This is a genomic window from Haloechinothrix aidingensis (genome assembly GCF_013450155.1).
GTDB classification, from domain to species: Bacteria; Actinomycetota; Actinomycetes; order Mycobacteriales; family Pseudonocardiaceae; genus Haloechinothrix; species Haloechinothrix aidingensis.
This window is the reverse complement of the sequence record NZ_JACCKD010000001.1, coordinates 117,951-131,922: the sequence shown is the minus strand read 5'-3', so window position 1 is coordinate 131,922 and position 13,972 is coordinate 117,951. Positions and strand designations below refer to the sequence as shown.

Sequence of the window (13,972 nt, the reverse complement as noted above, 5' to 3'; positions counted from 1 at the left end):
GGCGGCCCACCCCCATCAGGGGCGGGCCGCCTTTTGTTTGGCAGCGGGAGACGGGGTGCGACCGGTGGGGCTCGGCGACGTGTTTCATGTGAAACCGGGGACGTCAGCCACCGGCACCCGTAGCCGGATCGCGCCGGTCCCGCTGTCCAACGTGTCGCCCCGGATGTACTTGGCCGGAAGGCCGGTCGCCTGCGGTTGGTGGGTGTCGTCCTGCCCCAGCCGGGGCGCGCGGGCAGCCGCTCGTCCGGCGCCGCTGGTGCGGACCAGCCGGTAGGCCGACACGCTGCCGGCGGTTGGCGCCGGACCACGGTCCCGGTCATCGGCTCCGGCGTTCGCGGTCGCGACGAGCGATCGCCGGACCGGCATCGCCGTGTGCGTGATGACCGGCGAGCCGGGTGTCCACGCACCTCCGAGAGAGTCCGATCGCCGTAACGATGTGCGCCTCCGGTGGCCGGGCACGGTGCCTGTGCACGATCAGCCGGTGCACCTCGAACCCGGTCCCGGCATGACGCCGGGACACGGCGGCCGCCGCGTGATGCTGCTGCCATCGACAAGCGATGCGTCACGCCCCCCGGGGGTTCTCCGCGCGTCGGCACCACGCCACCGCCACCGTGTACGGGACCGGGTGCGCCCGGGCCGCGTCGGGCCCGGTGGCTGGTTGGCGGGGCTCGCTGGCGGGGCTCGTTGGCCGGTATCGCGGGGACGGTGTCCGGCGGGTTGCCACCGGACACCACCGGGCGATTGGTTACCGAATGCGGCGAGATGTGCGCGCCGGGTCCGGGGACGGTGATGTGCCGCTCGCGCGGCGTGCGCGGTGGTGCGGGCACGGCGGCCGGTCGAGCGGCGCACCGCTGGGCCGCGAGCGGCATCGATGTTGCGGCGGAGCGGCGGTCGGGAGACAGCGCACCGCTGGGCCGCGAGCGGCATCGATGTTGCGGCGGAGCGGCGGTCGGGAGACAGCGCACCGGGTTACTTGTCGCGTTTCACGTGAAACCGGGTCGGGTCCGGCATTCCTCCAGAGCTCGTGCCGGTTTCACGTGAAACCCGGCGACCGTCTGTCGAGCGGTGATTCGGGTGCCCGGTTTCACGTGAAACGGATGCGCCGTCTCCGGGGTCCTTTCCGCGCGAGATACTGACCCCGCCCCTACCCCGTTACGTCGCCAGGGGCGCGATGCGGGCACCGATGGAGTCAGGAGAGTGCGGACCGTGCGAGAGGCACCGGAAGTCGCGACCACGATACTGGGACCGGGTGTGGATGGAGCGAGCCGCTTCGTCGAGCTGCTCGCCGAGCACGGGGTTGCCCGCGGGTTGATCGGGCCGCGCGAAGTTGAGCGGCTGTGGGATCGTCACGTGCTCAACTCGGCGGTAGTTGCCGAGCTCGTCGAGCACGGGTCGACGGTCGTGGACGTGGGCTCCGGAGCGGGACTACCCGGTATCCCCCTGGCGCTGGCGCGCCCGGACCTGCGGGTCGTTCTGGTGGAGTCCATGGCGCGCCGGGTGCAGTGGCTGGAGGAGGTCGCAGCCGCGTTGGGGCTCGGCAATGTCGAGATCGTGCGTGCGCGCGCGGAGGCGTGTGGCGTCGGCGGCGCGGACGTGGTGATCGCGCGAGCCGTGGCCCCGATGGCGAAGCTGGGTGGTTGGTGCCTGCCGCTACTACGGCTCGAGGGGCGGTTGCTCGCGATGAAGGGAGCCAGCGCCGCGGAGGAGGTCGAGCGGGACCGTGCGGAGTTGTACCGGCTGGGAGGGGGCGAGCCCGCGATCGTGGCGTGCGGTTCCGGTCTCCTTGACGATCCGGCAACGGTGGTCGTGGTGCCGAAGGTGAGCACTCCGAGTAGCTCGAAGAAGCGCACCTCCGCTCGGTCGCGGTCGACTCGACGTGGCCGGGCCTCATGACACGCCGTGGGAGGAAGAGCACAGGTGTCGACGCGGACGCGGGCAGGCATGGAATGATAAGACACGTACGTTCGTGCCGGGGCCGTCCGTGGTCGCGAGTGAGCGAGAGGGACGTACCGGGCGCGAGCGGGCGGTAGGTACGTGAGGCGTGGCAGGTTGTTGGCAATCCAGTGGACGGGGGACCGCTGGGGCGGCAACGACGAGTGGGCGACCAATCAGGCATGGGTGCACTGCGCCGGTGCCGCGAGCGACGGTGGGCCGACGCAGATGATCCGACCAGGGTATGGAGCGCGCAGTGCCGGCGGGGCACTGGCATGTTCCACGTGAAACAGCGCGAACTCGTGAGAGAGCGACGTCTTGGGACGTCGGGAAGGTGCGATACCGAAGTGAATCCGTCAACGCTTTCGGACGACTCCGAGAACAGGCCGGACTGGACGCCGATCGGTGAAGAGGCCGAGCGCGCGGCGCGGGTGCTGCATCCCGAGGAGTACAGCTTCCCGAGGCCTCGGCGACGCCGTGTGGTGACGGTGGCGAACCAGAAAGGCGGCGTCGGCAAGACGACCAGTGCCGTCAACCTCGCCGCCGGGCTGGCGCTGCACGGCCTCCGGGTTCTCGTGATCGATCTGGACCCGCAGGGAAACGCCAGTACCGCGCTGACCGTCGACCACCGTTCCGGTACTCCGTCGGTCTACGAGCTGCTGATCGGTGAGGTCGCCCTGGCGGACGCCGTGGTCGCGAGCCACCAGTCCCCCAACCTGCTCTGCGTTCCCGCGACCATCGACCTGGCCGGCTCCGAGATCGAGCTCGTGTCGATGGCGTCCCGGGAGGCGCGGTTGAAGGAGGCGCTGACGAATGAGGCGCTGGACGAGGTCGATGTCGACTACGTCTTTATCGACTGCCCGCCGTCGCTCGGCCTGCTGACCGTGAACGCACTGGTCGCCGCGCACGAGGTACTGATCCCGATCCAGTGCGAGTACTACGCGCTCGAAGGGCTGGGCCAGCTGCTCAGCAATATCGAGCTGGTGCAGTCCCATCTCAACCCGCAGCTGGAGATCTCCACCATCGTGCTCACGATGTACGACGGGCGAACCAAGCTGGCGGATCAGGTCGCCGACGAGGTCCGGCAGCACTTCGGCGAGATCGTGCTTCGTACGGTCATCCCGAGAAGCGTGAAGGTCTCCGAGGCGCCGGGGTACGGCCAGACCGTCCTCGCCTATGACCCCGGCTCCCGTGGGTCGATGAGCTACGTGGATGCCGCGCGGGAGCTGGCTGAACGAGGTGCGGGTGTGGCGGCTTGATGAGCGCGGTCGAACCGGGCGGCCGTTCTCGGGGCACAGCGAGTGCCGGCGATGAGACACGTGAACCACGGGGCGCTGAAGGGCAGTTTGGGATACTGAAGGAGACGGCATGACAGATCGCAAGGGCGGACTCGGACGAGGGCTTGCCGCGTTGATTCCCACCGGACCCGTCGAGGAGGAAGCGCAGGACGGCCGGGATCCAGTACCCGGTACCGGCTCGATCGGCACTGACTGGTTCGCAGCGAACGGGTCCATCGATGTGCCGGCCGGTGATGCCCCGGCGGGAGGTGCGCCGGGAAAGGAAGTCGCCGGGGCCGTCTACCGGGAGATCCCGGTCGCGTCCATCAGGTCCAACCCGCGTCAGCCGCGCCAGGTCTTCGACGAGGAGGCGCTGGGCGAGCTAGAGCACTCGATCCGCGAGTTCGGCCTGATGCAACCCATCGTGGTGCGGCAACTACCCGATGACGAGTTCGAGCTCGTCATGGGTGAGCGGAGGCTCCGCGCGGCACAACGCGCCGAGCTGACTACCTTGCCCGCCATCGTCCGGCAGACGACCGACGACGCGATGCTGCGTGACGCGCTGCTGGAGAACATTCACCGCGTGCAGCTCAACCCGCTCGAGGAGGCCGCGGCCTACGAGCAGCTCCTCGAGGAGTTCGAGGTGACGCACGAGGAGCTCGCGAGCCGTATCGGCCGTAGCAGGCCGGTGATCACCAATACCATCCGGTTGCTGCGCCTGCCCCTCCCCGTGCAGCGCCGGGTCGCGGCCGGCGTCCTGTCCGCTGGACATGCCCGGGCGTTGATGGCACTCGAGGACCCGGAACGTCAGGAGGAGCTCGCTGCTCGGATCGTGGCCGAGGGCCTGTCGGTGCGGGCTACCGAGGAGGCTGTCACGCTCACCCGGTCCGAGCCGGAGCAGGAGTCGAAGGACCAGACCCCGGCGCGCAAGCCGATGCAGGCTCCCGGCCTGAAGGACCTGACCGATCGCCTGTCGGACACCTTCGACACGAAGGTGAAGGTGGATCTGGGTCGCCGCAAGGGACGCATAGTCGTGGAGTTCGGCTCGGTGGACGACCTGGAGCGGATCGTGGGGATCATGGACCCGGAAAGCGCCCGCCAGGCACGTAACATCCACGGCCCATCGGACTAGCCCTTTTCGTCACGGTGATGGTGGCGAGCCCAAGGACCCCCTCGGTACATATGTGGTGTCGAAGGAGTCCCTCGGCTCGCCACAATCGTTACCTGGAGCGCTTTGTCGCTTGGTCGACAAGGTCAGAGTAGATCATGCCGAGTGTGCGTCCGGATGCCTCGATGGCCATCGGGACGGTGGAGGTCTCGGTGAGTCCCGGCGAGATGTTGACCTCGAGGAAGTGCACCGTTCCGTCGCCGTCGATCATGGCGTCGGTGCGGGAGATGTCGCGCAGGCCGAGCAGCTTGTGCGCCGAGATCCCGAGTTCGGCGACTCCGGCGGCGACCTCGTCGGTCAACCGGGCAGGGGCGAAGAAATCGGTCAGTCCCGCCGTGTACCGGCTGGTGTAGTCGTATACACCGCTTTCCGGAACGATCTCCACCGGTGGCAGCGCCTCCAGCTCACCGTCCCGCTCGACGACGGTGACCGCGACCTCGACCCCTTCGATGAACCGCTCGGCGAGCACGGCGTCGGCGTAGGCGAAGCAGCCGACCATGGCTGTGGACAACTCGGCCTTGTCGCGTACGACCTGCGTGCCGAGTGCGGACCCTCCCTGGTCAGGCTTGAGGATCAGCGGCAGACCCAGGCAGTCCACCATGGCTTCGAGCATGGCCGGTGCGCCCAGCTCCCGGAACGTGCTGTGCGGGAGCACGACCCAGCCGGGCGTGGGATACCCGGCCTCGGCGATCTCCGCCTTGGCCGTGGGCTTGTCCCAGGCACGCCGGCACGCGTGTGCGCTCGTACCGACATACGGTACGTCGAGCATCTCGAGCACGGCCTGGATGGACCCGTTCTCCCCCTCTCCCCCGTGCAGCGCCACGATCGCCGCATGCGGCCGCTGATCGCGCAGCCTGGTGATCAACGAGGCGTCGGTGTCCCATTCCTCGACGTGCAACCCTTCCGGGCGCAGCGCGGCGGAGAGCCTGCGTCCGGAACGCAACGAGATGTCGCGCTCGTGGGAGAGCCCGCCGGCGAGCACGGCTACGGTTCGTTCGGCCTTGGTGCTGTCTCCCACGGGACTACTCCTGTATCGGTTGCTCTGCTGTCACCGGGTGAGCTGCCGCGTGATTCTGCAACAGTCCCTCCTCGGTATCGGTAGTGGACAGTGCATCGGAGCTTCGCCGTCCCGGGCGAACGTTCGCCGTCCCGGCACCGGTCACGCGGTGTCCGGCGACGGCGTCTCGGGTCCGGAGCTCGTGCGTGCATGCACCGTACCGAAGGTGTGCACGAGCTCTATTTCGGACTCGAGCACGCCCGCCAACCTGCGGACCCCTTCCCGGAGGCGCTCCGGTGTCGGGTAGCAGTACGACAGCCGCATCTGGCTGCTGCCCTCGGCATTGGCGTAGAAGCCCGTTCCGGAAGCGTAGGCGACCCGTGCCGTCACCGCACGGGGGAGCATCGCCTTGGCGTCCACGCCTTCCGGGACGGTGAGCCACACGTAGAAACCGCCGGAGGGATGTGTCCAGCTGCAGCCGGGCGGCATGTGCTGCTCGAGTGCGCCGAGGATCGCGTCCCTGCGTTCCCGGTAGTTCTCCCGGAACGTCTTGATCTGCCCCATCCAGTCGTGGCTCGAGAGGTAGCGGGACACCACGAGCTGGTTGAGGGTCGGCGGGCACAGTGTCGCGGACTCGGCGGCCAGCACGAGCTTCTCCCGCACGGCGTGCGGGGCCAGCACCCAGCCGACCCGCAGGCCGGAGGCGAAGGTCTTGGAGAACGACCCCAGGTAGATCACGTTGTCCGGGTCGGATGCCCGTAGCGCCGGGTAGATGTTGCCGTTGAAGTCGAGCAACCCGTACGGGTTGTCCTCGATCACCAGAACGCCGTGCTGGCGGCAGATCTCCAGGATCTCGCTGCGCCGGTTCACGGCCAGTGTCACGCCGGCGGGGTTGTGGAAGTTCGGGATCGTGTAGAGGAACTTGACCCGTTTGCCCTCGCGCTCGGTGCGGGCGAGGGCCTCGCGGAGATTCTCCGGGACGAGCCCGTCGTCATCCATCGCGACATGCTCGATCTCGGCCTGGTACGCGGTGAACGAGCCGATGGCGCCGACGTAGGAAGGCCCTTCGGCGAGCACCACGTCTCCCGGGTCACAGAACAGCCGCGTGACCATGTCCAGGCCCATCTGGGAGCCGACGGTGACCACGACGTCATCGGGGTGCGCGGAGATCCCCTCGAGCGCCATGATCTCGCAGATCTGCTCGCGTAGCGTCGGGACACCCTGCGCCGAGCCGTACTGCAACCCGGTGAGCCCCTCCTCGCGGATGAGGTCGGACATCTGCGCGGCGAGCGACTCCAGCGGCAGCGCCGTGAGGTTCGGCATGCCTCCGGCCAGCGAGACGACCTCGGGCCTGCTCGCGACGGCGAAGAGGGCACGGATCTCCGATGCGGTCATCCCCGCTGTCCGCGCGGCGTAGCGGTCCAGGTGAGGATCGAGGTTGTGACGGCTCGGGTCGTGCTCGTCACTGGGCTGCGTGGGTCCGGAGGGGTTCATGTGGCACTTTTCGCAAGAGATGGCTTCAAGGGCTACCGCCGTGTGCGGCACGTCATCTGAGTGTAACCAGGTGGGGTACGGACACGGCCAGCGCGCGGACGTGGGTCACACCTCATCCGATCCCGCAACGGGGCACCCGCTTACGTCCCCTGTGCCGAGGACATATCCTCGGTGGTGAGCTGCTTGATCACGGCGCGGCGACAGCGCGCCGCGAACAGTCCGATGCGCCGACCCCTGGGAGGTCCCGTGTCACGACACGTCGTCGGTGTCACGCTGGACAACCTCGAGCACCTGCCGCTGCGCTGCCGCCGGTGTGTCTACTGGGAGCTCGCCCCGCACATGCGCGAGCAGGTGGAGGAGTACGGCGAGACCGAGGTGGAGAAGGAAGCCTGGATCTCGGCTGTGCTGCTGGAGTGGGGATCCTGCGGTCGCATCGCCTACAGCGAGGACCTCCCTGTCGGGTTCGTGCTGTACGCGCCGCCGAATGCCGTGCCGCGTGCTTCGGCGTTCCCCACGGCCCCGGTCAGCGCGGACGCGATCATGCTGACCAGCTTCTTCGTGCTGCCCGAGTTCCGTTCCTGCGGGCTGGGCAGGATGCTGGTGCAGGCCGCGGTGCAGGATCTGACCCGGCGAGGCGTGAAGGCCGTCGAGGCGTTCGGTGACGAGGAGGCCGCCGATGCCGCGCAGAACGCGCTCGACCACAACTGTGTCGTTCCTGCGGACTTCCTGCGCAGTGTGGGCTTCAAGACCGTAGCCGCGGATGCCCGGTGGCCACGGATGCGCCTGGAGCTGCGTGCCGGCATGTCGTGGAAGGAGGATGTGGAGGCCGCACTCGAGCAGCTGCTCGGTCAGGTCTCGGTGTCCACCGTGGGAAGCGCGGAGCGCAGCCTCGGCAGGGTGTGAGCCGTGTGGGGCCGGGCGGGCCTACTGCTTGGTCAGCTCGTGACGGAGCACGTCGGCGAAGGTGAAGGTGCCGGTCGGCTGGTCGTTCTCGCCGAGCAGGTACAGGCGCTTGACCGCGACAAGCAAACCCTCCGCTACCACATCCCGGAAGTGCGGGTCCGCCATGCGGCTGCGGTTCTCCTGGTTGGAGAGGTAGCCGATCTCCACTCGCACGGCCGGGCACCTGGTCAGGCGTAGGAGCTCCCAGGTGCGCGGGTGGGTGCGGCAGTCGAGCAGACCGGTCCGTGCGACGAGCTCCCGCTGGATGAAACCCGCGAGCAGCTCCCCGACCGTGGACGTGGTCCCGTTGCCGGTACCGAAGTGGAAGCTGGCGACGCCCTGCGCGCGTGGTGAGGTGTTGTAGTCGCAGTGCAGGGACAGCAGCATGTCGGCGCTCGCCTCGTTGGCGAACGCGGCCCGGTCCGCCTCGGACGGTGTCTGGTCGGGACCGCGGGAGATCAACGCATCCATCCCGGTGGCCGCCATGCGACCTTCGAGCCTGCGCGCGAGGTCCCATGCGATATCGGCCTCGCGGACACCGTGGACTTCGATGCCGGGGTCCTCACCGCCGTGCCCCGGGTCGATGACGATCCGCTTGCCGCGCAACCGGGGTCCTGCCTTGCGGACCTCTTCCTGCTCCCTGAGCAGCACGGGGCGACCGCCGCTCGCGCGCGGGGAGAGCTGGCGGAGCGCGCGGACCGTGCCCGGGCCGCAGATCCCGTCGATCACCAGGCCGTAGTCCCGCTGGAAGTTCCGCAACGCCGCCTCGGTGCGGGGGCCGAAGACGCCGTCGGGACGGCCCGCGTCGTAACCGAGCTCGGTCAACCGCTCCTGGAGGGTGAACACGTCGTCGCCGTGCACCTGCGCGGACATCATGTATGCCAGCGGCCTGCTGCCCAGGTGGAAGCTGGCGCCACGCAGCGCGCGATAGGTCGCAGGCCCCACCACGCCGTCGGTCATCAGTCCACGGTGCTGCTGGAAGGTGCGCACGGCTTCCTCGACGACGGCATCGAACTGCTGGTCCCCTGGCGTGTGTGTCGAGTCGCTCGCTGGGGGCAGCATGTTCACAGCGGTGAGTAGTGATCTGATCTCGGCGACATCAGCGCCGACGTCACCGCGGCGGAGTACCCGCATGCACTCCTCGCTCTTCCTCGCCGACCACATTTCACCCGGTCTCGACGGGCGACCCCGGGAGGGGTCCGGGGAGTCCTATTGTGCCTTGTGAGCGGGCGGTGGTTGCGCCGGGAGTCCGGGTGTGCCGAGATGCGGGGTCAGGGTACGCTATCCGGCTCACCCGGTGGGTGTAGGAACGTACGGCAGCGCTCGCCCACTATGGCCACGGTACGCGGCCGGGCACGGGCGAGCGCTGCCCTCGGGTGCGTCAGCCGATGACGTCGGAGAGCTCGGACAGCAGCGAAGCCTTGGGCTTGGCGCCGACGATCTGCTTCACGGGCTCGCCACCGGAGAACAGGATCAGGGTAGGGATCGACATCACCTGGTAGTCGCGCGCCGTCCCCGGGTTCTGGTCGATATCGAGCTTGGCGATGGTGATCTTGTCACCGTGCTCGGCCGCGATCTCTTCCAGCACCGGCGCCACCATCTTGCACGGTCCGCACCAGGTTGCCCAGAAGTCGACGAGCACGGGCTTGTCGTGCTTGAGTACGTCGTCGCCGAAGCTGGCGTCGGTCACGTTGACTGGCGTATCGGCCATCTTGTCTCCCTGCATCGTGTTCGAAGGTCGGGTCTGTCACCGGGTACGTACGGTGGACGGGTCGTACGTCAGGCGCCCGACCCCTGGTTGGTGCCACCGGCGCCAGCCGTGACTGGTGCGCCGTAACCGCCGCCGACCAGATCGGCGGCCTGGTGCGCGGCCTCGGACTCGCCGCGGGTGGCAAGCCACCGTTCCGCGTCGATGGCGGCCGTGCAGCCGGTACCGGCAGCGGTGACGGCCTGCCGGTAGGTGCTGTCGACGAGGTCCCCGCACGCGAAAACCCCATCGAGATTGGTGTATGAGCTGCGACCCTTGACGAGTACGTAGCCCTCCTCGTCGGTGTCCACCTGGCCCCGGACCAGCGCGCTGTGCGGGTCGTGGCCGATGGCGACGAAGAACCCGGTCACGGCGAGCTCGGACCGCTCGCCGGTCACGGTGTCGGTGAGCGTGAGCCCCTTCACGGTCCCCTCGCCGTTCACCTCGGTGACCTGCGAGTTGAGCTTCCAGTGGATCTTCTCGTTCGCCTTGGCGCGGTCGAGCATGATCTTGGATGCGCGGAACTCCTCGCGGCGGTGGATGATCGTGACACTGCGCGCGAACTTGGTCAGGAAGGTGGCTTCCTCCATCGCGGAGTCACCCCCGCCGACGATGGCGATGTCGTGGTCGCGGAAGAAGAAGCCGTCGCAGGTCGCGCAGGAGGAAACTCCCCTGCCCAGCAACTCCTGCTCGCCGGGAACGTTGAGGTAGCGCGGGGCGGCGCCCATCGCCAGTACCACCGCGTGTGCCGCGTAGCGCGTGCCGTTGGCGGTGACGTACTTGATATCGCCGGTGAGGTCGGCTTCCTCCACATCCTCCGCGCGCAGCTCGGCGCCGAAACGTTCGGCCTGCTTGCGCATCTCGTCCATCAGCTCGGGGCCCTGGATACCGTCCTGGAAACCGGGGTAGTTCTCCACCTCGGTCGTGGTCATGAGCGCGCCGCCGAACTGCGCACCCTCGAACACCAGTGGTTGCAGGTCCGCACGGGCCGCGTACACGGCCGCGGTATAGCCGGCGGGCCCGGAGCCCACGATGATCAGGTTACGTATGCCTTCCGCTGACACCCGGTACCTCCGCTAACGTTCCCCTCGCGTATGGGCAATGACTGTCTCGTTCTCGACGGCCAGGCACTCCAGTGTCACAGAGCACCGGCCGGACCGGTGGCCCGACCGGGTGTGGCCCGAGATTCACTCTGCCATCGCCGCTACTGTCGTCAACACGAACACACACACGCGTTGTTCCGTGGCGTGCGTCATGCCCGGCTTCCGCGACCGTACCGATTCAGCCGGTGCCGCCGATCACCTCGTCGTAGAGCAGCCCTGTGCCGTTCTGACCGCAGGTCGGCGCGAGCGCCAGCAGCCGGTACTCCGCGACGTTCCCGGTGGTCAGGACCACGAGAACGGCCTGCTCGCCGTCGACCGTGCCTTGCCGTACCCCTGCCGGTCGGACATCGGGGTCGATGCCGTTCTCCTCGAGGCACGCGTCGAGCGTGACGCGATCCTCCAGCGGCCCGTAATCCCACATACCGAAGGTGTTGTCCAGGGCGAGTTCCGGCCGTTCCGCGTGCAGCGTGACCGGGGGACGGTCCGTGCCCTGCACGGTGTCGGAGGCGATGGGGGTGCCGGTCGTGGTCTGCTCCGGCATGAGGATGGCCAGCGCGGCGATCGCCGCCGCCGCTGTCGTGGCCAGTCCGCCTGCCCACCCGAGTAGCTTGTTTCGCTTGGCGCGGGCAGCGGACAGATCCACGACGGGAGCCGGGGGAGCCACCGCGCCCTCGTGCGCGAGTGCGGCGTCGATGCGTGCGGCGACCTCGGGCGGTACCGACTTGGGGCGCTGGGCTCCGAAATGCGCGAGGTCGTCCGTGGTGGCCTCCAGCGACCGGAGGACGTCCATCGCCTCGCTGTCATGACGTACCCGCTCCCACAACCCGGCGGCCTCGCCCTCGTCGAGTACGCCGGCATGCAGATCGGCGAGCAGGTCGACGGACCACGGCCCTCCCCACGCACTGTCCGCCCCCCTCCGCGTGTCACTCATCGTCCCTCCGTTCGGCGTGGCGGCGTCGGGTGCACCTGCTCGCTCGGGTGCGAAGGTCGTTCGGCATCCGCCGTGCCGCCTGAAGCTGGGACGTTTGCATTCGCATCCGGGTTCCGTAGATGCCCGAGAAGGTGCGCCAGCTTCGCCCGGCCCCGCGCACACCGGCTCTTCACCGTGCCATCGGCGATGCCGAGCATCTCGGCCGTCTCGGCGACCGAGTAGCCCTCGACATCCACGAGCACGATCGGCACGCGCTGATCCTCGGGGAGTTCGCGAAGCGCGTCGGCGATGATCAGGTTGGTCTCGCGCTGCGCCATGGAGTCGCCGGGAGCGGCGGGCTCGCGGTACTCGTCGGTCTCGGGAAGCGGAACGGTCGGGCGCGCCTGCTGCTTGCGGATGCGGTCCAGGCACGCGTTCACCACGATCCGGTGCAGCCAGGTGCTGACCTGCGACTCCGCGCGGAAGTTGGCCGCTGCCCTGTACGCGGAGACGAAGGCATCCTGCAGCGCGTCCGCGGCCTCTTCGTGGTTGCGCATCGTGCGCAGCGCCACCGCCCACATCCGGTCCCGGTGCCTGAGGACGATCTCGCCGAATGCGTTCGGGTCTCCCCGCGCGTGGGCAGCGATCAGATCTGCGTCAGTAGCTGCGACGGTCACCCGACGGAGCTTACTAGCGCCGTGCCAGCCGGCATGGCCGTGCCAGCGGTTCGCGGCCTACTCGGAGGTGTAGAAGGTGAGCTCGTTGATCTCGGACTCGAACGCGCCGTCGGGACCGCCGAGCTTGGTGATCCAGATCATCACGTAGGTCACCGTGGTGGGCTCGTCGAGCTCGATCCCCGTCTCGCGTTCGGTGACCTCTCCCGACCCGAGGACCTCTGTGCTGTCCAGGTACGAGTTCGGGTGATCCGCGGTACGGACCTCGATCTCGGTACCGGTGCTCTCGCTGAGCACGTCGACCTTGTGCAGCTCGACCGGCTCCTCGAAGGTCAGTGACAGCCCGGTTCCCGGTTTCAACGCCGGCAGCTGCTGCTTGTACTGCGATGTCACCCAGGACGTGTCCGGGTTTCCGTCGATGGCGTTCGGTGCGCGGTCCGGGTGGTCTCCCGTCCCCTTCGGGTTGTATCCCTGGACGTGTCCGGGGTCGATCTCCACGAGCGAGGGCTCGGGCGGTTCCTGACCACTGCCCGCGTTTCCCTCCCCCGTCTCGTCGGAGTCCTCGTCCTCGTCGTCCTGTTGCGTCGTCTCGGCCACGTTGAAGTCCGGGCCGATGGCCGCGTCCTCGTCGCTGAAGAAGCTGATCAACGACAGGCCGATCCATGCGATGATCCCGACCGCGGCGACCACGAGCACCGTCGCGCCGAAAGCCAGCTTCTTGCGCTGGCCCGCGTCGGTCACGGGGCGGCGGGTGGTCCAGACGGTGCCGTCGGCCTCGGTGTAGCCGGGTTGCTCCGTCTCGGCTCCTGTACGCCGCAGGTATGCCTTGTGTTCCTCATCCTGCGCGATCTGGCTGAGCACGCGCAGGAAGGCCGCGCTGGTGCGCACGCCCCCGCCACCGCTGTCCTCGACGGTGCGGGCCGCGAGTGCGGACAGCTCCTTCGGAACCTCCGGCCGGAGGCTCTGCGGGGGCTGCAGCGCACCGTCCTTGCCGGTCGGTGCGGCCGGTATGGCCGCGGGACCGTGTTCGAGCGGCCAGTACCCGGTCAGCAGCAGGTAGAGGTAAGCGCCGAGTGCCTTGACGTCGTCGCGCAGCGTCCCGTTCGGCAGCGGTCCGGGAAACACCAGCCGGACGGTGCCGTCCGGCGACCGCCTGACTCGCTGCGGGTGGTCTATCCCCAGGACGAGTCCCTGGTTGTGCGCGCGGTCCACGGCCTCGGCGAGCGGTTCGAGCATGCGGCAGGCCGTGGCGGGCGCGACCGGACCGTCACCGATCATATCGACAAGATCGGTTCCCTTGGTCCACTCGGCGACCACGATCCCCAGCAGACCTTCGGTGGAGGCGATCCCGTCGCCGAGGCTGAGCACGTCGAGGACGCGTGCCACGTTCCTGTGGCCGAACTGCGAGGCGTGCGCGGCGCGTTCGAGGGTGCGCTGTGCCCCGCGCGCGGCCGTGACATCGGCCGGGTCACCGACGAGAACGGTGAGTGCGACGTCCCTGCGGAGCTGACCGTCCCGGGCCCTCCACAGGTGCGCACCCACGCGCTCGTCCACACCCAGCTGCGCGAGCAGGCGATAACGACCGTCACCGACGACACCGCCCGGTGCGAGGGCGCCTCTGCTCGCCCTGATACTTGTTCTCGGCACGCCACCGTGCTCGCTTCGCCCGTCGTTCACCGCAATCTCGCGACCTCCAACGCTGTCCCCTTCCGAGCGTACGTCAGTCAT

General features: G+C 68.7%; 13 protein-coding genes. 4 read left to right on the top strand and 9 right to left on the bottom strand.

Annotation, left to right across the window (positions count from 1 at the left end; all coding sequences use genetic code 11):
* Positions 1–84: 84 nt before the first annotated feature.
* Positions 85–366, bottom strand: a complete 282-nt coding sequence (locus H0B56_RS00560; RefSeq protein WP_180890947.1) for a hypothetical protein — start codon at positions 364–366, stop codon at positions 85–87.
* Positions 367–1,251: 885 nt separating this feature from the next.
* Here H0B56_RS00560 and rsmG point away from each other — a divergent pair.
* The 3 genes from rsmG (at position 1,252) to H0B56_RS00545 (ending at position 4,341) form a co-directional block, all read left to right on the top strand.
* Complete coding sequence (gene rsmG / locus H0B56_RS00555) at positions 1,252–1,893, top strand: 16S rRNA (guanine(527)-N(7))-methyltransferase RsmG (protein WP_343063694.1); 642 nt, start codon at positions 1,252–1,254, stop codon at positions 1,891–1,893.
* Between the two features lie 386 nt (positions 1,894–2,279).
* Positions 2,280–3,191, top strand: coding sequence for a ParA family protein (locus H0B56_RS00550; RefSeq protein WP_245818469.1), 912 nt, complete (start codon positions 2,280–2,282; stop codon positions 3,189–3,191).
* Between the two features lie 109 nt (positions 3,192–3,300).
* On the top strand, positions 3,301–4,341 hold the full coding sequence (locus H0B56_RS00545) for a ParB/RepB/Spo0J family partition protein (protein ID WP_180890944.1): 1,041 nt from the start codon (positions 3,301–3,303) through the stop codon (positions 4,339–4,341).
* A gap of 88 nt (positions 4,342–4,429) precedes the next feature.
* On the opposite strand, the gene H0B56_RS00540 is transcribed toward H0B56_RS00545, so the two are convergent.
* Positions 4,430–5,395 (bottom strand): D-alanine--D-alanine ligase, encoded by a 966-nt coding sequence (locus H0B56_RS00540; protein WP_180890943.1) that lies wholly within the window; start codon positions 5,393–5,395, stop codon positions 4,430–4,432.
* Between the two features lie 141 nt (positions 5,396–5,536).
* Positions 5,537–6,868: an aminotransferase-like domain-containing protein gene (locus H0B56_RS00535; RefSeq protein ID WP_180890942.1), complete on the bottom strand. Its 1,332-nt coding sequence runs from the start codon at positions 6,866–6,868 to the stop codon at positions 5,537–5,539.
* Positions 6,869–7,114: 246 nt separating this feature from the next.
* On the opposite strand from H0B56_RS00535, the gene H0B56_RS00530 reads away from it, so the two are divergent.
* The gene (locus tag H0B56_RS00530) at positions 7,115–7,771 is read left to right on the top strand and encodes a GNAT family N-acetyltransferase (RefSeq protein WP_180890941.1); all 657 of its coding nucleotides are present in this window, start codon (positions 7,115–7,117) and stop codon (positions 7,769–7,771) included.
* Between the two features lie 21 nt (positions 7,772–7,792).
* Here H0B56_RS00530 and H0B56_RS00525 read toward each other — a convergent pair whose 3' ends face one another.
* The 6 genes from H0B56_RS00525 to H0B56_RS00500 form a co-directional block, all read right to left on the bottom strand.
* Positions 7,793–8,944 (bottom strand): N-acetylmuramoyl-L-alanine amidase, encoded by a 1,152-nt coding sequence (locus H0B56_RS00525; protein ID WP_180890940.1) that lies wholly within the window; start codon positions 8,942–8,944, stop codon positions 7,793–7,795.
* 247 nt (positions 8,945–9,191) lie between these two features.
* On the bottom strand, positions 9,192–9,521 hold the full coding sequence (gene trxA / locus H0B56_RS00520) for a thioredoxin (RefSeq protein WP_089299461.1): 330 nt from the start codon (positions 9,519–9,521) through the stop codon (positions 9,192–9,194).
* 68 nt (positions 9,522–9,589) lie between these two features.
* Positions 9,590–10,621 (bottom strand): thioredoxin-disulfide reductase, encoded by a 1,032-nt coding sequence (trxB, locus tag H0B56_RS00515; RefSeq protein ID WP_180890939.1) that lies wholly within the window; start codon positions 10,619–10,621, stop codon positions 9,590–9,592.
* Between the two features lie 217 nt (positions 10,622–10,838).
* Positions 10,839–11,591: a hypothetical protein gene (locus H0B56_RS00510; protein ID WP_180890938.1), complete on the bottom strand. Its 753-nt coding sequence runs from the start codon at positions 11,589–11,591 to the stop codon at positions 10,839–10,841.
* Positions 11,588–12,247, bottom strand: a complete 660-nt coding sequence (sigM, locus tag H0B56_RS00505) for an RNA polymerase sigma factor SigM (protein ID WP_180890937.1) — start codon at positions 12,245–12,247, stop codon at positions 11,588–11,590. Before sigM ends, H0B56_RS00510 begins: the two co-directional genes overlap by 4 nt.
* A 57-nt stretch (positions 12,248–12,304) precedes the next feature.
* Complete coding sequence (locus H0B56_RS00500) at positions 12,305–13,921, bottom strand: protein kinase family protein (RefSeq protein WP_180890936.1); 1,617 nt, start codon at positions 13,919–13,921, stop codon at positions 12,305–12,307.
* Positions 13,922–13,972: the final 51 nt, after the last annotated feature.